16 protein-coding genes and 1 other annotated feature are annotated in these 19,059 nt (G+C 43.6%); of the genes, 2 read left to right on the top strand and 14 right to left on the bottom strand.

Features of this window, described 5'->3' with window-relative positions; translation table 11 throughout:
* Positions 1-181: 181 nt before the first annotated feature.
* The 5 genes from LQ188_RS10535 to zapA all read right to left on the bottom strand — a co-directional run bounded on the left by LQ188_RS10535 (position 182) and on the right by zapA (position 5,772).
* A complete protein-coding gene (locus tag LQ188_RS10535) occupies positions 182-589 on the bottom strand; it encodes a DUF350 domain-containing protein (protein WP_034309012.1) in 408 nt (135 codons plus the stop codon).
* A 65-nt stretch (positions 590-654) separates the two neighbouring features.
* Complete coding sequence (locus LQ188_RS10530) at positions 655-3,009, bottom strand: endonuclease MutS2 (protein ID WP_230176773.1); 2,355 nt, start codon at positions 3,007-3,009, stop codon at positions 655-657.
* A 35-nt stretch (positions 3,010-3,044) separates the two neighbouring features.
* On the bottom strand, positions 3,045-4,763 hold the full coding sequence (gene polX / locus LQ188_RS10525; protein ID WP_101222850.1) for a DNA polymerase/3'-5' exonuclease PolX: 1,719 nt from the start codon (positions 4,761-4,763) through the stop codon (positions 3,045-3,047).
* A 198-nt stretch (positions 4,764-4,961) separates the two neighbouring features.
* Positions 4,962-5,507 carry a CvpA family protein gene (locus LQ188_RS10520; RefSeq protein ID WP_230176772.1) on the bottom strand — a complete coding sequence of 182 codons (546 nt, stop codon included), beginning with the start codon at positions 5,505-5,507 and terminating at the stop codon, positions 4,962-4,964.
* A 4-nt stretch (positions 5,508-5,511) separates the two neighbouring features.
* The gene (zapA, locus tag LQ188_RS10515) at positions 5,512-5,772 is read right to left on the bottom strand and encodes a cell division protein ZapA (protein WP_048678967.1); all 261 of its coding nucleotides are present in this window, start codon (positions 5,770-5,772) and stop codon (positions 5,512-5,514) included.
* A 173-nt stretch (positions 5,773-5,945) separates the two neighbouring features.
* On the opposite strand from zapA, the gene rnhC reads away from it, so the two are divergent.
* On the top strand, positions 5,946-6,905 hold the full coding sequence (rnhC, locus tag LQ188_RS10510) for a ribonuclease HIII (RefSeq protein WP_230176771.1): 960 nt from the start codon (positions 5,946-5,948) through the stop codon (positions 6,903-6,905).
* A 259-nt stretch (positions 6,906-7,164) separates the two neighbouring features.
* On the opposite strand, the gene pheT is transcribed toward rnhC, so the two are convergent.
* The 3 genes from pheT to LQ188_RS10495 form a co-directional block, all read right to left on the bottom strand.
* Positions 7,165-9,579: a phenylalanine--tRNA ligase subunit beta gene (gene pheT / locus LQ188_RS10505; RefSeq protein WP_230176770.1), complete on the bottom strand. Its 2,415-nt coding sequence runs from the start codon at positions 9,577-9,579 to the stop codon at positions 7,165-7,167.
* Positions 9,580-9,608: 29 nt separating this feature from the next.
* Positions 9,609-10,649 carry a phenylalanine--tRNA ligase subunit alpha gene (pheS, locus tag LQ188_RS10500; protein ID WP_098370018.1) on the bottom strand — a complete coding sequence of 347 codons (1,041 nt, stop codon included), beginning with the start codon at positions 10,647-10,649 and terminating at the stop codon, positions 9,609-9,611.
* Between the two features lie 58 nt (positions 10,650-10,707).
* Positions 10,708-10,950, bottom strand: a binding site (T-box leader).
* Positions 10,951-10,993: 43 nt separating this feature from the next.
* A complete protein-coding gene (locus LQ188_RS10495; protein WP_101222854.1) occupies positions 10,994-11,752 on the bottom strand; it encodes an RNA methyltransferase in 759 nt (252 codons plus the stop codon).
* 122 nt (positions 11,753-11,874) lie between these two features.
* On the opposite strand from LQ188_RS10495, the gene sspI reads away from it, so the two are divergent.
* Positions 11,875-12,084 carry a small acid-soluble spore protein SspI gene (sspI, locus tag LQ188_RS10490; RefSeq protein WP_057911488.1) on the top strand — a complete coding sequence of 70 codons (210 nt, stop codon included), beginning with the start codon at positions 11,875-11,877 and terminating at the stop codon, positions 12,082-12,084.
* Between the two features lie 16 nt (positions 12,085-12,100).
* Here the strand turns inward: sspI and LQ188_RS10485 are convergent, their stop codons facing one another.
* From LQ188_RS10485 to LQ188_RS10460, 6 genes are all read right to left on the bottom strand, one after another.
* The gene (locus LQ188_RS10485) at positions 12,101-12,484 is read right to left on the bottom strand and encodes a general stress protein (RefSeq protein ID WP_101222856.1); all 384 of its coding nucleotides are present in this window, start codon (positions 12,482-12,484) and stop codon (positions 12,101-12,103) included.
* A gap of 393 nt (positions 12,485-12,877) precedes the next feature.
* On the bottom strand, positions 12,878-13,690 hold the full coding sequence (locus LQ188_RS10480; protein ID WP_230176769.1) for a general stress protein: 813 nt from the start codon (positions 13,688-13,690) through the stop codon (positions 12,878-12,880).
* Positions 13,691-13,858: 168 nt separating this feature from the next.
* The gene (locus LQ188_RS10475) at positions 13,859-14,788 is read right to left on the bottom strand and encodes a YsnF/AvaK domain-containing protein (RefSeq protein WP_230176768.1); all 930 of its coding nucleotides are present in this window, start codon (positions 14,786-14,788) and stop codon (positions 13,859-13,861) included.
* A gap of 245 nt (positions 14,789-15,033) precedes the next feature.
* Complete coding sequence (locus tag LQ188_RS10470; RefSeq protein ID WP_230176767.1) at positions 15,034-16,359, bottom strand: (Fe-S)-binding protein; 1,326 nt, start codon at positions 16,357-16,359, stop codon at positions 15,034-15,036.
* The gene (gene glcD / locus LQ188_RS10465; RefSeq protein WP_230176766.1) at positions 16,356-17,768 is read right to left on the bottom strand and encodes a glycolate oxidase subunit GlcD; all 1,413 of its coding nucleotides are present in this window, start codon (positions 17,766-17,768) and stop codon (positions 16,356-16,358) included. The genes LQ188_RS10470 and glcD overlap by 4 nt, the downstream gene beginning before the upstream one ends.
* A 117-nt stretch (positions 17,769-17,885) precedes the next feature.
* Positions 17,886-18,998, bottom strand: coding sequence for a sugar diacid recognition domain-containing protein (locus LQ188_RS10460; protein ID WP_230176765.1), 1,113 nt, complete (start codon positions 18,996-18,998; stop codon positions 17,886-17,888).
* Positions 18,999-19,059 lie beyond the last annotated feature (61 nt).

Below are 19,059 nucleotides of genomic sequence, written 5' to 3'. Positions count from 1 at the left end.
AAAGTCTATTTGACCAATGTTATTTCTAACTTTTGTAAGAGTTCAAATAAAAGAAGCGGCACAATGGCCGCTTCAATTGAAGAATGTCATATAAATGATTCCAAACAGAAAAAAGATACCGCAACAAACAATTAATACTTTTGCAAGTTTCTCCACAGCTTACTCCCTCTCATGAAGGGCATTAAGAAATTCCGGCGCCGATGACAAAAGATAATGCGATTGATATGATCATCGATAGGAATCCAACTGCCCGATTATCTTTTTGTATTTCTTCATCTATTTTAAATCCAGGAGTCATAAATTCAAAAATGAAATACCCGATTAACAGCAGGACAAATCCGTATACGCCCCAGCCAATCATGGTAAGAAGCGAATTCTGATGGAGAATGGACTGTTGGAATACATAGGCGATCCCAAATATTTTACCACCTGTTGCCAATGCGACAGAAAGGTTTCCCTGTTTGATTTCCTCCCAGTTCTTGTACTTTGTGACAAGTTCAAAAATGGCTAAAAAAACAATCATGCACAAAATAACGACACTGTAACGAGCAGCTATATATACATATTCATTTTCCCACATGTTCTCCATGGTCCAACTCCCGAATGGTAACTAGCCACCCGGCTTGGCTAAATAGCCGGAGTGACCGCTTTCCTTTATTTAAATTCCACCACCGTAACACCTGTTCCGCCTTCACCGGCTTCCCCGAAGCGAATCTTTTTGACAGAGCGGTGATTTTTCAAGTATTCCTGGACTCCGGACCGAAGAGCGCCCGTTCCTTTACCATGAATGATGGAAACACTCGAATAACCGGCCAAAAGAGCATCATCAATGTACTTTTCCACTCTTGAAATTGCATTTTCAAAGCGTTCTCCACGGAGGTCAAGTTCCACGCTAACATGATAATCGCGGCCTTTGATTGTGGTAAGCGGCTTTGTTTCTTTTACTTTTGTGCTCTTGATGAATTCCAGGTCAGACTCCTTCACCTTCATCTTCATGATGCCGATCTGAACCTGCCATTCATTATTTGAGACCTTCTCAATCAAGTGACCTTTTTGACCAAAGCTTACTACCTTAACTTCATCTCCAGGTTTCAAGCTTTTATCCAGCGGCTTAGCAGCTTTATTTGACGTTTTTTTCACTTTAGGCGCTGCTTCTTCAAGCCGCTTTTTGGCATCGATCAGTTCATGCTCTTTAACATCGGCATGCTTTTCCAGTCGCAGTTTACGTAAATCGGCAATGATCGCTTCCGCTTCCTTTTGTGCATTATCAACGATTGCTGCTGCCTGTTTTGCTGCCTTTTCGACCATCGCATCCCGTTCTTCATGGTACTCATCAATTTGCCTTTGAAGGTCTTTATGAAGAATTTCCGCCTCTTTCAGGTGATTCTTGGCTTCCAGCTCCTCTTCTTCAGCCTTCTTGCGGCTGTCCTCAAGGGATGCTATCATATTTTCAACTTTATTCGTGTCCTCACCAATATGACTGCGGGCGCTGCTTATCACGCTTTCTTCCAAACCAAGACGCTTGGAAATTTCAAAAGCATTACTCCGCCCTGGTACACCGATCAAAAGTTTGTAGGTGGGACTCAAGGTTTCCACATTAAATTCGACGCTTGCATTAATGACGCCTTCCCGATCATATCCATACGCTTTTAATTCCGGGTAATGTGTCGTTGCAATTACACGTGCTCCGCGCTTATACACTTCATCCAAAATGGAAATCGCCAAAGCGGCACCTTCCTGTGGATCTGTTCCCGCTCCAAGCTCATCGAATAAAACAAGGCTGTCATAATCGACATGCTTAAGGATATCGACAATGTTGACCATATGCGAGGAGAATGTACTTAAGCTTTGTTCAATCGACTGTTCATCGCCAATATCGGCATAAACAGAAGAAAACACAGCCGTTTCGGAACCATCAAGCGCAGGGATTTGCAGACCCGACTGGGCCATTAACGTACAGAGGCCTATCGTTTTCAGGGTAACCGTCTTCCCTCCTGTATTCGGACCGGTGATGACGATTGTCGTAAATTCATCACCAAGAAAAATATCATTGGCTACGACAACATCACTCGGAATGAGCGGATGTTTCGCTTTGAATAATTTCACGCGTCCCTCATTATTCAGAATCGGCTTGGATCCTTTAATCGCTTTTGCATATTTTGCCTTGGCAACAAGGAAATCTATTTGTGCAAGCACTTTGACATTATGAAGCAATTCAGGGGTGAACGCACCGACTTTTTCCGATAGTTCAACCAATATCCGTTCTATTTCCTGCGTTTCCTTCACACGGGTTTCCTGCAGGACATTATTCAGTTGAACAATTGCTTGCGGTTCAATGAACAACGTCTGCCCTGATGATGATTGATCATGAATGATCCCGCCATATACACTGCGGTATTCCTGTTTTACCGGGATGACGAATCGATCATTCCGGATGGTGATGATGGCATCGGATAACATTGTTGATGCATTTGAAGAACGGATCATACTTTCCAGTTTTTCCCTGACGCGACTTTCGTTCGTCCGAATTTGGTTTCTTAGGGTACGAAGCTTGTCGCTGGCAGAATCCATCACTTCGCCATGTTCGCTTACTGCAAACGTAATTTCCTGTTGCAAATCAATCAACGGATGAAGGGAATCGATATATTCAGCTAATAGCGGAACATCAATTTCCTGCTCTGCGAGTTCTTCGAAAAAACGGCTGAGGATCCTGCCGGCACGAATCGTACTCGCAAGTTCCATCAGTTCCATCGGTGAGAGCATTCCGCCAATCTGTGCCCTTTTTGCATGTGGACGGATATCGAAAATCCCGCCCAATGGCAAGTTACCTTTCAACCGGACGATTTTGGCTGACTCATCTGTTTCTTCCTGCCATCTCGACACTTCTTCAAAATCCGTGGAAGGCATTAATTGCTCTGCCTTCTCTTTTCCTATGGATGAGGATGCGTGTGAGATTAATTGTTCTTTTATTTTATGAAATTCCAATGTCTTTAAAGCTTTTTTATGCATGGAGTTAAAGCTCCTCCTTATTTATGGGCAAATAGTTAATCATTTCTCTTTAAAAACGCCAATAATCCATCCGTATCCCTTGCATTAAGAACCGTTGATTCTTTAATCCAGCCCTTTTTGGCTGACGAGACCCCAACAGGCATATGTTCAAGCATGTCGATGCTGTGGGCATCCGTATTGATTATGATAGGAACTCCCGCTTCTTGCGCCTTGCGCAGATGGGGAGGTGCCAAATCCAATCGGTTCGGATTCGCATTCAATTCCAAGGCGGTATTCGTTTCACGAGCCAGTTCGATCAGCATCTCTATATCCACATCATATCCGGCGCGTCTGCCAATGATCCTTCCCGTTGGATGGGCGATGATATCTACATGCGGATTATTCAGAGCCGTTTTTAAGCGCTCCATGATCGTTTCCCGCGGCTGTGAAAAGCTTGAGTGAATCGATGCGATCACCAAATCCATCTCTGCAAGCAGCTCATCGTCATAATCAAGTGTCCCATCAGGAAGTATATCCATTTCAATCCCTGAAAGAACGGTAAAGTCAGCGTATTTTTCATTAAGTTCATGGATGATTCGTTTTTGTTCTCGTAAACGTTCCGCGGTCAAGCCGTTCGCCACTTTCAGATATTGCGAATGATCGGTGATGGCCATATATCGATACCCTTTTGCACGGCATGCTTCAATCATTTCTTCAATCGTATGAGCTCCATCACTCCATGTGGTATGCATATGCAGATCACCTTTAATGGCCTCTAAAGATATGAGAGGTTCATTAGCATCATAATGCTCGACTTCCGTTCCATCTTCACGTATTTCTGGCGGAATGAAAGGAAGGCCAAAATGGTTATAAAATTGTTCTTCCGTTTCAAACGTCAATACATCACCGGTTTCAGTCACTTCCACCCCATATTCGCTGATTTTCTCTCCGCGATCTTTAGCAAGCTGGCGCATCCGCACATTGTGATCCTTCGAACCTGTAAAATGATGGAGTGTCGTGATGAATTCCTTATCCTTAACGATTCGGAAATCAACAGAAATATCATATTCATAATCAAGCACGACCGATACTTTTGTATCACCGGCCGCAATTACCTGCTTTATCCCTTTCATTGCTAGCAGTTGATTTTTAACCTCTTCGGGATGATCTGTCGAAATGATGAAATCTAGGTCCTTGATCGTTTCCCTCATGCGCCGGATGCTGCCAGCCCTGGAAGAACGGATGATGTATTCCATGTTAGCAAGGGCCGTTTCAATATCAGCCGCAATCGGCCTCATGAAGGCAAGGGGGAGTCGATCGGGCCTTGAACCCGCCTCGGCAATTGCAGACAGGATCTTCTCTTCCGTTTTTTTGCCGAAACCGGCAAGCGCCGCGACCCTGCCTTCTTCACAGGCGATTTTAAGATCATTCACATCTTTGACATGCAGCTCTTTATGAAGCTTGGCAATTTTCTTCCCGCCCAAACCTTGAAGCTGCAAGAGCGGAATCAATCCTTTTGGCACCTGCTCCTGAAGCTCTTCAAGTACAGTCGATTTCCCCTCATTTATATACTCTTCGATGACGGATGCCGTTCCTTTCCCGATTCCATTTAAAGCGGTAAAATCTTCGATCTCCGACAGGCTCCGGTCATCCGTTTCCAAGGCGCCTGCTGCCTTTCGGAAAGCTGAAACCTTGAACGGGTTCTCTCCTTTTAATTCCATATATATTGCAATTTTTTCTAATAATTTAATGATATCTTTTTTATTAATTGTCATTTAATTCACCGCCGGAAAAATTAGTAGGGTCTCCCATGTTCACTTTCTTAAAGATACCTTTCTTGGAGGTAAAGTACAAGCAGTCCGATTCTTACCTTAGGGGGAATTACATGCTGCTACATAAAAAGGGGCCTCCCCCGTTCAAAGTATAGGAATCCAGGACTTTGAGAAAGGGAGGCAGGCCCACTTATACTGACATTAAGATTGTTTTAGATCATGAAACCAAAGTTCCTTCACCTGCTCGGATAGGAACGGCGTATGTTTCACGATCGATTCTGCCAGAAACGAGCCCGTTAATGGTTTCTGGATTGAATCCATTGGCAGCATGGCAGCTATATATAATATAATAAACATGATAAGATAGACTTCGAGAAAGCCCAATATCCCTCCACCCCAGCGATTCAGCTGCTTTAATATCGGAAGATGGGTAATGAAGTTGAGCATGGATCCTATCATTTGCCAAAGAAGCTTGGCAGCAAAGAAAATGATTGCAAAGGCAATTGCATTGTAATACGCCGTATCAAGCCCGACTGTATCGAAAAACATATTAAGGGTCGAGGAATCTCCCATCGTTGGAAAAGGAATCCACAATTTCAAATTGGGAGCAAGATTTCCGTAAAATACATAGGCGACGATGAAGGCTACTATGAACCCTGTCATATGAACCGTTTGTAAAATGAAGCCACGCTTTAAACCGATTAATAAACCGATTAAAAGAATGGCCAGAATTGCTAAATCAAGCATGTACTCAGTCCTTCTCTCTCTTTAATTCCAGTTGAAGCTGGTCTAATTCATCTTTTAATTTAATATATTCGTGGATGGTATTCACGGCCGTTAGCACCGCTAGCTTACTTGTATCCAAGTATGGATTTTTCATCCTGATCTCTCTCATTTTTTCGTCAACCATCGAAGCGACCAGGCGCATATGACTTGCGCTTTCTGTGCCGACGATTGTATATGGTTGTCCGTATATATCAACTGTTGTTTTATTTCGTTTATCGTCTGACAAAATGATGCCCCCAATCTAAACAATCCTAATTCTATCATATCACGAAGTTTTTCGTCATGAAAGAGAGTACATCGTCATTTCTCGCATAAAAATTTCAATAATTTGTCAAACGAAAACGAATTTTAGGAAGAGGATTACCTAATAAACAAAATGAAGTTAGGAGCTTACCCATTATGTCCCATGTTGTTTTACTTATCAGCCCTGAACAAATAAAGGCTATGAAGTCCCACTATTCTTCATCCTTGGCCGCCAAGCTGCCGCCCGGGAGCATCTTTTCCGCCAAACCGCCGTTATGTACGGTGACCGCCTATAAATCTGGAAAGGTGCTTTTTCAGGGTAAAAATGCCGAGCTAGAAGCAGTAAAATGGCAAAATGGCACCACTGCTGCTGCTCCAAAGAAAAAAACGACATCCTCTGCATCAGTCAATGTCCATCGATATTCGCCGCCTGCAAATATCGGAACCATGTCTGTGATTGGATCCGATGAGGTCGGAACAGGAGACTATTTCGGCCCGATCACCGTCGTAGCCGTATATGCAAAAAAGGAACAACTAGCCCTATTAAAGGAGCTTGGTGTCCAGGATTCCAAAAATCTCAAAGATCCACAGATCATCGAAATCGCCAAACAGATTAAGGATGTAGTGCCATTCAGCCTGCTCACATGCGACAACCCGAAATATAATGCGCTCCAGGCAAAGGGAATGTCACAAGGAAAAATGAAGGCACTCCTCCATAACCAAGCAATCAAGAATCTCATGCAAAAAATCCACCCGGAACAAGCGGAAGCGGTCCTTATTGATCAATTCGCCCAACCAGAGGTATTTTTCAATTACCTTAAAGGGCAAGAACTATTTCAAGCCAACGCCACCTATCTATGCACAAAAGCGGAAGGTATACACCTTGGAGTAGCAGCCGCATCCATCCTGGCCCGATATGCATTCGTGAAACGCTTTGACTTGCTGAGTGAAAAGGCCGGATTCAAAATCCCTAAAGGAGCCGGATTTGCAGTCGATGAAGCGGCCGCAAGATTAATTCATGAAAAAGGAATCGATTCATTAAACGAATTCACGAAAACCCACTTCGCCAATACAGAAAAAGCGAAGCGACTATATCAACAGAAATATCATAAATAGAAGAAAGCGGCTGATCTTTTGGAAAAGCCGCCTTTTTCTCGTGAGTTCGCGCTTTCTGCTCGTAAGTTTGCGCCATTTACTCGTGAGTTCACGCTATTTACTCGTGAATTCACGCTATTTACTCGTGAATTCACGTCATTTACTCGTGAGTTCGCTCCATTTACTCGTGAATTATGCAATTTACTCGTGAGTTTGCACTATTTACTCGTAAAATCCTAAAAGACAGCTCCCCAAGATTCAGGGAGCTGTCTTTTTGGTTTTATCCTCTTAGCTCTGCGCCAGCTTTTTCTTTAACGGCTTCAAGCACTTTATCATGTGCTTTTGTAATGTCCTCGTCCGTTAGAGTACGTTCCGGGTCGAAGTATTTCAGTGAGTAGGCAATGGATTTCTTGCCTTCCTCCATTCTTTCACCTTCGTATAGGTCGAAGATGCTTACTTCTTTAAGCAATTTGCCACCGGCTTCTTCAATAATTTCCTGAATGTCCCCGGCTTTCGTAGCTTGATCCACAACGAGCGCGATATCGCGTGTGGTTGATGGATAGCGCGGAATGGTTTGGTAAGCAATCGGCGCGACTTCGGCTTCTGCCAATGCTTTTAAGGAAAGTTCGAAAATGTATGTTTCTTTAATATCCAAGTCTTTTTGGACAGTTGGGTGCACTTGGCCGATAAAGCCAATCACTTCACCATTCAATAGTACTTCCGCTGTCCGTCCTGGATGCATGTCGTTGATTTCCGCTTGGCGGTAACTGATTTGATCAGCTAATCCAAGTGTGTCGAATAATGCTTCGATCACGCCTTTGGCTACAAAGAAATCCACTGGTTTCTTTTCACCTTGCCATAGATGTGACTCCCATAGGCCTGTGATTGCTCCAGCAATATGTTCTTTTTCTTCAGGCAGCTCTTGTTCGTCACGCTTAAAGAATACCGAACCGATTTCATACAGTGCCAGTGAATCAATTTGGCGGGCATTGTTATATTTCACGACTTCCAGCAATTGAGGCACGATGCTTAAACGCAGCTGGCTCCGTTCTTCACTCATTGGCATTGCTAATCGTATGGATTCTCTTGCTTCCAATGCAAATTGGGACGCTTTTTCCTGGCTTGTCAGTGAATAGGTCACCGCTTGATAAAGGCCTGCGCCTTCAAGTGTACGGCGTGCCTTCCGCCGTTTAATTTGATAGTCAGTCAATTGGCCTGGGGTAGCAGAGCCGATTGGAAGTGTAGCGGGAATGTTATCATATCCATATAAACGTGCAGCCTCTTCGACTAAATCAGCTTCAATCGTAATATCACCACGGCGCGTCGGGACTGTGATTGTGAATGTTTCATTGTCAAGTTCAACGCCGAATTGCAGACGTTTGAAGATTGATTCCACAACTGATACGGTCATGCTTGTGCCAAGAAGTGTGTTGATTTTTTCAAGAGTGATGCTAATGACTGCAGGTTCCATTGTCAATTCGTCAACTTCTGCTGCTCCTTGTAAGACTGTTCCGCCTGCATATTGCGCAATCAATTGTGCAGCACGTTCTCCAGCTTCACGTACACGTGCTGGGTCGACGCCTTTTTCAAAGCGGGCACTGGCTTCACTGCGTAATCCATGGTCCTTTGATGCTTTACGAACTACTGTACCTGCAAAATATGCACTTTCAATAATGATGTTCGTCGTATCATTTTTAACTTCGGAATCAGCTCCGCCCATAACACCAGCTATCGCAACAGGCTCGCTGCCATTTGTGATCACTAAATGGTCAGGTGTCAAAGTGCGTTCAGTTTCATCCAATGTTACGATTTTTTCAGCATCCTTCGCTCTGCGGATGACGATCTCCTTTGAACCAAAGCGGTCATAATCAAAGGCATGGAGCGGTTGGCCGTATTCAAGTAAAATGTAGTTCGTGATATCCACGACATTATTATGAGGTCGGATACCTGCAGACATCAACCTAGTCTGCATCCAAAGCGGTGAAGGGCCGACCTTTACATCCTTGATGATTTTAGCCATGTATATCGGGTTATCTTCTTTCGCTTCCACTTTGACACTGATATAATCAGTTGCTTTTTCAGCTGCCTCTTCTTTCTCGACAACCGGCCATTTCACTTCCCGGCCTAGAATGGCTCCCACTTCGTATGCAACACCAAGCATGCTCAAAGCGTCGGAACGGTTTGGAGTCAGCCCAAGTTCCAGCACTTCATCACTTAAACCAAGTTCCTCCAATGCATCTTTCCCTACTTCCACATCATTAGGGAAGACGAAGATACCTGTAGCATAATCCTTGGAAACGAGCTTGGATTCGAAGCCCAATTCCTGAAGCGAGCATATCATCCCGTGCGATTCCTCTCCGCGAAGTTTCGCTTTCTTGATTTTGAAGTTACCTGGAAGGACCGCGCCAACAGTAGCGACTGCGACTTTTTGGCCTTTATCGACATTCGGTGCTCCACAGATGATCTGAACGGGATTTTCAGCCCCGATATCAACTTGGCATTTATTCAATTTATCCGCATTTGGATGCTGTTCACGTTCTAGGACATGCCCGATGACGACCCCTTTTAGCCCTTCACTTTTCTTTTCTACCCCTTCAACCTCAATGCCGCTTTTCGTGATTTTGTCAGCTAGCTCCGTCGCATTGATGCCTGAAAGGTCAACATAATCTTGTAACCATTTATATGACACAAACATGGTAGGTCCTCCTTTTTAAAATAAAAAATTTATGCTTCGTGATGGTTGAATTGTTTTAAGAATCGAACATCATTCGTATAGAAATGACGGATATCGTCCACGCCGTACTTCAACATGGCAATCCGTTCCACACCGATTCCAAATGCGAATCCAGAGTATTTCTTGGAATCGAAGCCAGCCATTTCAAGGACGTTCGGATGTACGATTCCACCGCCAAGCACTTCGATCCAGCCTGTTTGTTTACAAACGCTGCAGCCTTTACCGCCGCAGATTTTACAAGAAATATCGACTTCGACGGAAGGCTCGGTAAATGGGAAGAAACTAGGACGAAGACGGATTTCACGGTCTTGCCCGAATACTTTTTTCGCAAATACGTCTAGTGTTCCTTTCAGATCGCTCATGCTGATGTTCTCATCGATGACCAAGCCCTCAATTTGCTGGAATTGATGGGAGTGTGTCGCATCATCGTTATCACGGCGGTATACTTTTCCTGGGCAAATGATTTTAACAGGACCTTGACCTTTATGTTTTTCCATCGTTCTTGCTTGAACAGGTGACGTATGCGTACGCATCAGGATTTCATCCGTGATGTAGAAGGAATCCTGCATATCACGTGCCGGATGGCTTTTTGGCAAGTTAAGTGCCTCGAAGTTGTAATAGTCGCTTTCAACTTCAGGGCCTTCCGCGACCGTATAACCCATACCGATGAATAAGTCTTCGATCTCTTCCACGACACGTGTTAATGGATGAAGGTTCCCCTTGTTTACCGGACGTCCTGGAAGTGTGACGTCAATCGTTTCAGTTGCTAGCTTTGCATTGACTGCCGCAGTTTCAAGTGCTTTTTGCTTCTCCTCGATCTTTGTTGCGATCGCTTCCCGTACATCATTGGCAAGTGCCCCGATTTTCGGGCGTTCTTCGGCAGATAATTTACCCATGCCGCGCAATACCTCAGTGATTGGCCCTTTTTTCCCTAAATAAGCAACACGGACTTCATTCAGTTCTTTTAATTCGGAAGCGGCGGCAACTTTTTGCAACGCTTCTTCCTGCAGTTCTAGTAAACGTTCCTGCATCATGTCTTCCTCCTTTATTTTCCTTTTGTAAAAATGAACACAAAAAAACCCCGATCCCTAAAGGGACGAGGTTTATGTATCGCGGTACCACCCTTATTAGTGCACAAAACAAAAAAACTTCTGCACTCACTTCATTAAAAATAACGGCTCTTCACCGGAACATTTTTCAGACATCCTGTCTTCCCAATGCCAACTCGAAAGGTGAATTCACTTAAGCAGTGCCATAAAAATGCTTTCAGTCAAGGCATTTTCTCCCTGGATATGGTTAACTAAAGCTACTAGTCTTTGTCATCGTCGTTTCATTATAAAATTCTGTTTTATTATATTATAATTCTTCGGCCGTTTCAAATCGATTTTCGTAAATGGTACATTAAAATCCCGGCAGCGATACCCACATTCAATGATTCGCTTTTTCCGTAGATGGGAATATAAAGGTTTTTAGTCGTTTTCACCAATAATTCTTTTGATACCCCTTGGCCTTCATTACCGACCAGGAGGGCAAATCGGGAAGACTTTTCCACTTCCTCAAATGGTGATGCGCCTTCTAATGCCGTGCCATAAACCGGTGTGCCGCCTTGCTTCAGCTCATCGATGATTTCGGAAAGGTTCCCTTTAATGACAGGCATATGAAAGAGGCTTCCTTGCGTCGAACGGACCACTTTGGGATTATACAAGTCGGCACACCCTTCGCCAAGTATGACCGCATCGATTCCAGCAGCATCCGCTGTCCTGATCATCGTTCCAATATTACCCGGATCTTGAACGGCATCGATCAACAATAGCTTATCCGGATTGATGGACGCCATGCTCGTTGATTTCTGTTCACAAACCGCGGCAATTCCCTGCGGGGCTTCGGTATCGCATATCGCCTTCATAATATCATTTTTCACATAAATGAGTTCTGTGCCTTCCACCTTAAAATGGGCAGGCATTTCAGTTTCTTCATTTATGATCACTTCCAAGACGATTTCTTCTTTTAAGGCTTCTTCAACTAAGTGAAAACCCTCGATTAAATATTTACCTGTTTTATCGCGTTCTTTTTTGGTCAAAAGTTTTTTCCAATGCTTAACTTGCGGGTTTTTTACGGATTCGATATATTTCAAGGGTAAACGCTCCTTTAACTTCACACTGATTTTCCTATTATAACGCAATTCGCATACATATTGCATGCGAGTTTGTGAAATGCTATTAATGTCAGTCATTATGTGTTAGAGGAGGAATAATTATGAATTTAAACTTACGTAATGCGATCATCCAAAATGTATCTGGAAATTCGCAAGAGCAGCTGGAAGACACGATTGTCGATGCCATACAAAATGGCGAGGAAAAAATGCTTCCTGGATTGGGAGTATTATTCGAGGTCATCTGGCAAAATTCATCCGAGCAGGAAAAACAGGAAATGATCACTGCCCTCGAAGCAGGATTAAAAAAATAACAGCCTTAGCAGGCTGTTATTTTTTTGATTTCGCTTCGCCAGCCTTAAGTTTTTCGATGGAGACTTCTTCATCAAGCAGCAAGATGAGTTTTTTTGAGCTCACTTCTTCAAGCATCGCTTTTGTCTCAGCAAAAGAGTAGCCATATTTCGTGAAAAAGCTGCGTAAATCTCCAGACCCTTCATCTGTGAAGTAATGGAAAATTTTCAAGAAAAGAGTGTCCTCCTTATCCTGATTGGCAATGATCAGTATATCCGTATGTTCATTTCCAAGCTGCACGTGATTTTTTATATCAGCTGCCACTGTCATTTGGGTGCCAGATATGCCTTTAGCTTTTAAGTCTTGAATTGCAGCAAGTATTTCCGGATTAGAGTCAAAAACACCATATACGTTTTTTTCCATGTTTCTCCCTCTCCTTGTTACTCTACTAAAAATAAAATTCCTTAGTCATTATACCTTGCGGCTTTAACATTAAACAAGCAAATAGTATAGCGGAAATTCGCAACTAATGAACGGGAAAACCCTTTGCCTAAAGGATTTTTTAAAAAAAGCCTGTAGACAAACTAGATGAAGAATCGAGTTTGCCTGCAATTTCTTTATGGCTTGTACAACTTGGACGTTGATTTCCATTCCAGGCACCGACTCGCTCCAATCAACTATATCAAATCGGAGGATATAAGATGTTGCTTTGGGTCAGATTTTTCGGGAACATAATTTGATGAAAGATATATTTTCCGAAACCCTCTTTATCCACAAACTGAAGAACAGCCTTGTGCAGGCTGTTCTTTTTGCGTATTACAGATTGTCGGTATTGATTCGATTTTTGATGTATTCTTCTTGCAAGCCTTCCTCTTGCTGTCCGCTCGCATTCGGGCTCAGAGTCTGATCCAGTGATCCTCGGGCATCGAGGGCTTTGTCAGTATCGGCAGAAAACGGGTCTGCATGAGGGTCGCTTGCCAGTGTTCCTTCATGATTACCTGGTTTTTGCTTCTTGAATTTTTCCGTGGAGTTCCCCCAGATTTCCCTTTCTTGAGCTCGCTTCGTACCCAGTTCTTCATTTTCAAAGATGTTAGCTGAATTCCCGTGAAGCTCTTCACTTCTTCCTGGCTGTGCTTCCACTTCTCCTGATTGATAGGCATTCGCTGTTGTTTCAGGAAAAAGGTTAGGGTCCGGATTGTTCACCACTCCTGTTTTAATCGGATTCTCTGCAGGTTCGTCCGTATCCTCGATACGGTTGGAAGTTATGTTCTCTCGTGCTGATACGGTTTTCGATTCATCTAAAAGAATCAGGAATTTTCCAGCCTCCACTTCATTTATATAAGCAGTGGCTTCACTATCGGCAAGCCCTAACTCACCTAGTCGGTTCCTTATATCTTCAGAACTCTCGTTCAGGAAAAAATGTTTCATCTTATCAATGAAGGAATCCTCATTTGAGTTAGTAACGACTTCGACATCCGGATCACGCTTTTCATTGACGAAATCCAAATCTTCTTTCCTATCAGCCATTACCGTTATTTCTCCTTCATGGACCCCCTTTCCCTTGAGGGATTGTATAGCCTGGATTAGTTCTCTTTCCGTATTAAAAACACCATATAATGTTTTTCCCATGCTTCTTCCTCCTCCTATTATTCCGATATTTCTTCTTATGTGTATTTATACCCTGATGGGTGCTAATTAAACAAAAAGGTTTGCCTTCCCTAGGCTCGAACCTTTAATAAGTCTCTAAAATCAAAAAGAAGCCTGCAGTTTTAAAACTGCAGGCTTTTTCCTTCAAGCTTAGAAGCGGTCGGTTCTATGTTCAGTTGCCTTTTTCTCATTCACGATCGAATCATCTGTACTATCAAGCTGAATATCTTCCTTTTTAAGAGTATCCTGAACTTGTTCCGTTTCTTGTACAGCATGTTTCTTGATGACAATTTCATCAGAGACGACCGGTTTTTTCGAAACTTCCAATTTTTCTTCAACAACAGGGATCCTGATTGTTTCCCCATCTTCAATGCTCCCGGTTTCCAGATTCGCTTCACGCCCTGAAACTGATCTATGCTCGACTGTCACTTCTTCGTGTTCAACAGGGACATTTATCGTTTTATGCTGTTCATTGACTTCTTTGTTAATGACGACTTCACCTGTCTGAACTTTTTCTTTATCGATGTTCAGCTGTTCTTCGCGTAGTGTAAGCGTCCTTTCATCCTCTGGCAATTCACGGCCGTGTCCGTTGACTCCATATACATCTTCTTTATTTAATGCATCGGTTTTTTCAGTGCCGTTAAATAGTTGGTTGGTGGAGTTTGTATCAAGCCTTGTACCGGCAGTGTCCATTGTTCCGGTCGTGAATTTATCTTTTGCCGTTCCAAGATGGCCTTCACCTTCTTCAACCAGAACCAGGACTTTTCCGTTCTCTACATCAAAGACATGTTCAGCCGCTTCATTATTCGAAAGGCCTGCATTCGCCAATCTTGTTGAAAGATCTGCCGTATCTTCCGGCATGAAGAAACGTGCCACCTTGTCCATAAACGATTCGTCGTTAGGAACATTCGTCATTGTATGAACATCCGTTTCGCGTTTGTGGTTCGTGAAATCCAATGTTTCTTCCTTGTCCGCGACGACAGTAATATCGTCCCCTTCAAAACCCTTTGCCTTAAGTGCATTAATTGCTTGGATCACTTCTGCGTTTGATTCATAAACTCCATATACTGTTTTATTCATTTTACATTCCTCCTTAGGTTTTGTTGTTTCGTTTAGTGGATGCTATATATAAACACTACCCGCCATGGTCCTAAGTAAACGAGGAATCAATATTTCTTTTTTGTTATAACTTTTACAATTCGTTCTCAGCACAGAACGCATTTTTTTCTAAAATCCAGACTTTACAAGGGATTCCTCATTTATTAAAATGTAATGTTTAACCAAATAATTACATTTATTTTCTATTTACATTCTTTTTTCTTCTATTATAAAGCCACAGCCTTTATTAGCAGGTCTGCAATATGCACTGCTTTCGTACAATCCCCCAAGTTTTCCCTCTCGATCCCCAATTGCATTTGTAACAAACAGCCAGGGTTTGCCGTTACAACAATATCGGCCTGTGTCGATTTCGTGTGCTCCATTTTAGAGTCAAGAATATTCATGGACATCTCTGATTCAACAATATTATAAATCCCTGCGGAGCCGCAGCACCGATCCGCATCCTTCATTTCCCTGAAGTCGATTCCTTCTATCGATTGAAGGAGAACTCGCGGAGCCAATGAGGTGTTCATCACATTCCGTAAGTGACAGGAATCCTGAAAAGTTACCGATTGAGCCGGCAATTTCAAGCGAACCTTTTCCTGGAAACGCAAATCAACAAGTATCTCGCTGATATCTTTCAACTTATTTTTAAATGCGATTGCACGGTCGTGCCATTCTGGTTCAGCTTGGAGCAGATGGTCATAATCTATGAGAAAAGCTCCACATCCGCCGGCATTCGTAATAATATAATCAACTTCCTCTGCTTCAAAAGCTTCTATATTACGCTTGGCCAGTTGCTTAGCACCTTCTTTTTCGCCACTATGTCCGTGCAGCGCCCCGCAACATGCCTGGGATTTCGGAATCACGATTTCACATCCGGCCAGCTGAAGAAGCTTTAATGTGGCCTTGTTCGTCTCCAAAAACATCGTATCCATCAAGCAGCCGGAAAAGAAAGCCACCTTTTTGAGCGGCGTTCCGGTTGCAGGCAGCTTGGTCGGCCTATTTTTCATTTCTGATTTTTTCGGGACTTTCGGCAGCACTTTTTCCATGGTTGCCAAATTATCCGGAAGCAGGCTGAGGACTCCCGTTTTACGGGCAATGTATTGCAGTCCTGATTTCTGATAGAAGCCAAGCAAACTCGTCATGGCCTGCATTCGCTCCTGGTGTGGGAATAACCCACTAAAGACGGCCTTGCGAATCGTTTTTACAGGGTAACTGTGTTTTTTATTCTGATGGATGATATCCCTTGCTTCTTCAAGAAGATGTCCATATTTGACACCTGAAGGACACACAGGCTCACAAGCCCTGCAGCCGAGGCAAAGACTCAACGAACGTTCTACATCCTCATCAGGCTCAATCACACCATCCGCCACCGCTTTCATAAGTGCGATCCGGCCCCTTGGTGAATGGGATTCCTTTAGCCCCGATTCTATGTATGTCGGGCAATGGGGTAAGCAAAAGCCGCAGCGCATACAATTCAACAATTCATCTTCATTCATTTTTTCCGCGAATTGAATGGCAATGGTTTTCCTTTCCTGAACTGTCGTCATGAAGTAACCACCACTCTTTTCCTGGTTTCCTTGGCAAATACTTTGCCGGGATTCATGATGTTATTGGGATCGAAAGCTTGTTTAATCGCCCTCATTGCGTCAATCCCTTCTTTCTTCAGCTTCCATTCAAGATACGGGGCCTTCATCGCTCCTACACCATGTTCACCGGTAATCGTCCCGCCAAGGTCGATAGCCGCGGCAAAAATGTCGGCAAAAGCGAGCTCCACCCTCTCCATTTCCTCATGATCACGAGCGTCGGTAATGCACGTTGGATGCAGGTTCCCATCCCCAGCATGACCAAAAGTGCAAATATCCACGTCATGCTTGTCTGCGATTTCATTAATTGCTTTAACCATTTTGGCAATTTCCGAGCGGGGAACGGTGGCATCTTCCAAAATGGTTGTCGGCTTTAGGCGTGCCAGTGCGGAAAGGGCTGTCCGTCTTGCTGTTTTCAAGGCGACAGCGTCAGATTCCGTTTCGGCAATTTCCACTGAAACCGCCTTCTCCTCTAGACAGATATCGGCCATCCTTTTCATATCACGTTCCACCACTTCAGGCGGCCCATCCTGTTCAATCAGCAGGACCGCTTCCACATTGGTGGGCAAACCGATTTTCGCGAAGTCTTCAACAACTATCAAAGTCGGCCGATCCAGAAATTCCAATGTAACAGGAATGATTTTATTTGAAATGATCTTGGCCACTGACTGGGCTGCAGCATCCAGATCTTGATATAAGGCAAGCATCGTCTTTGTCGTTTCCGGCATGGGGATCAGCTTTAGGATCGCTTCCGTAACGATTCCCAAGGTCCCTTCCGATCCGACAAATAGTTTCGTTAAATCATATCCGGCTACGTCTTTGGCAAGCTTGCCCCCTGTTCGAATGATGTCCCCGTTCGGAAGGACAACTTCAAGCCCGATGACATAATCACGGGTGACTCCGTACTTTAATCCTCGCAGTCCGCCAGAGTTCTCATTAATGTTGCCGCCAATCGTGGAGATTTTCATCGAACTCGGATCCGGCGGATAAAACAATCCCTTCTCTTCAACTGCTGAAATCAAGTCCAATGTGATGAGCCCAGGCTGTACGGTAGCCGTTAAGTTCTCCTCATCTATTTCAAGTAATGAATTCATTCGATTGAATAAAAGGACAAGCCCACCCTCTGTCGGGCAGGTGCCTCCGCTCAAATTCGTCCCAGACCCGCGTGGAACGATCGGAACATTATATTCGTTACAAACTTTGACGATGGCTGCGACTTCAGCTGTGCTGCCCGGTTTAATGACAGCATCCGGCATCGCTTGAAAGCCTGGCGTTGCATCATATGAATAGACTAGACATTCCACTTTCGAGTCATCGTAATTCTCCTGACCGACGATGGTAAGAAGTAGCTGCTTAACCTGTTTTGTTAACATGTACATCCTCCTCATAAACATAGGAAATTTCGAGATTTTTTATATGTTGTAAGTATAAGAAAAAAAACACTTGGCCTTCTATGTATGAATATATAGAATTTAGTGCTTTCCAGAGAATTATTTTGTATGTTTATCCAATACTCTTACCGCTAGATACATAGTGACTAAATCGGCTAGCTTCCTAGGGTTCAGTCGGGTCAAATCTTCTATGCGCTTAAGCCTGTAATGAAGGGTATTGATATGGATGTGCAGGGCTGCGGCTGTTTCCTTCAAAGATAGATCACATGCAAAATACATGGAGAGGGTTTTAAGCAGCTCCTCATTAGGAAGCAGCTCCTGAATTGTCCTGGATAAATATTCCTGTTTTGTTTCAGCGGTAACTTCATCAAACAGGACCTCAAGCTTCAAGTCCTCGTCAAATATGATCCCTGATGAAGGACACGCGATTTTCAAGGAACGTTCCGCTTTAAAAAACGCCGACCTGAAAGCGGATCCTGATGCACGCGAACTTACTCCTGCACACACTTTATAACCCGAACTCTCCTCTAGCTTTTTTTGCAGTTTACTTAGTTTCTTATATTGCTGGTTTTTTGAACCGATGAAATCGGCTATTGAAAGAATGACGAATTGGTTCCTCCCCCAACGGACTGCGATGTCATTGGGATGCTGCTGGCTTATGTAAATCTGAAGCGTTCTCCATACATGAGGTTCAATGATTTCCTCAGTCTTGAATTCCCCAAGAGTGATGATTCGGTCTGCATGAACATCGACCCCAAGCAACTTGGCCTTCTGAAGGAAATGTTCATTGAACGTCTGCAGCTGATGCCATTCAAATACAAAGAATTCCATCAGACGTGATTGGGATTCTGCTTGTTCGAAATGATAGCTTTCCTGAATGAACATCTCCGTCATCTTTTTTAATAGTTCCGCATAAGGGGAAACATGTTTGGGGTCACCTGTAATTCCAATGACACAAACGGCTTCCTGGTTGAAGAAAATAGGTAGGTTTATACCTGCCTTCACTCCTTTCCAACTTCGTTCATCCTGTTTGTTGATGATCAATTTCTCACGATTGTTGAAAGCGTGGATGGCTCCTTCATGATAAGATCCAATACGGCTGCTGTCGGTGCTGGCGATAATTGTGCCAGCATGATCAATAATGATGATTTCCTCTTCAATCAGTTTCCGAACCTCATGAACCAATTTCCCTGCCACAGCTGCCAATTGCATTATATGTCCTCCTTTTTTGTATGGGCTTGAAAAATATTTCGAGGCTCCCCTATGAAAAGGG

The sequence above is a fragment of the Peribacillus sp. Bi134 genome, assembly GCF_918698065.1.
Taxonomy (GTDB): Bacteria; Bacillota; Bacilli; order Bacillales; family DSM-1321; genus Peribacillus.
This window is presented reverse-complemented; position numbering and strand designations above follow the sequence as displayed.

Coding starts and splice junctions, on each gene's coding strand:
- LQ188_RS10535 (WP_034309012.1), bottom strand. CDS start 589: ATGGAGAACATGTGGGAAAATGAATATGTATATATAGCTGCTCGTTAC.
- LQ188_RS10530 (WP_230176773.1), bottom strand. CDS start 3,009: ATGCATAAAAAAGCTTTAAAGACATTGGAATTTCATAAAATAAAAGAA.
- polX (WP_101222850.1), bottom strand. CDS start 4,763: ATGACAATTAATAAAAAAGATATCATTAAATTATTAGAAAAAATTGCA.
- LQ188_RS10520 (WP_230176772.1), bottom strand. CDS start 5,507: ATGCTTGATTTAGCAATTCTGGCCATTCTTTTAATCGGTTTATTAATC.
- rnhC (WP_230176771.1), top strand. CDS start 5,946: ATGTCCCATGTTGTTTTACTTATCAGCCCTGAACAAATAAAGGCTATG.
- pheT (WP_230176770.1), bottom strand. CDS start 9,579: ATGTTTGTGTCATATAAATGGTTACAAGATTATGTTGACCTTTCAGGC.
- pheS (WP_098370018.1), bottom strand. CDS start 10,649: ATGCAGGAACGTTTACTAGAACTGCAGGAAGAAGCGTTGCAAAAAGTT.
- sspI (WP_057911488.1), top strand. CDS start 11,875: ATGAATTTAAACTTACGTAATGCGATCATCCAAAATGTATCTGGAAAT.
- LQ188_RS10485 (WP_101222856.1), bottom strand. CDS start 12,484: ATGGAAAAAAACGTATATGGTGTTTTTGACTCTAATCCGGAAATACTT.
- LQ188_RS10480 (WP_230176769.1), bottom strand. CDS start 13,690: ATGGGAAAAACATTATATGGTGTTTTTAATACGGAAAGAGAACTAATC.
- LQ188_RS10475 (WP_230176768.1), bottom strand. CDS start 14,788: ATGAATAAAACAGTATATGGAGTTTATGAATCAAACGCAGAAGTGATC.
- LQ188_RS10470 (WP_230176767.1), bottom strand. CDS start 16,359: ATGACGACAGTTCAGGAAAGGAAAACCATTGCCATTCAATTCGCGGAA.
- glcD (WP_230176766.1), bottom strand. CDS start 17,768: ATGTTAACAAAACAGGTTAAGCAGCTACTTCTTACCATCGTCGGTCAG.
- LQ188_RS10460 (WP_230176765.1), bottom strand. CDS start 18,998: ATGCAATTGGCAGCTGTGGCAGGGAAATTGGTTCATGAGGTTCGGAAA.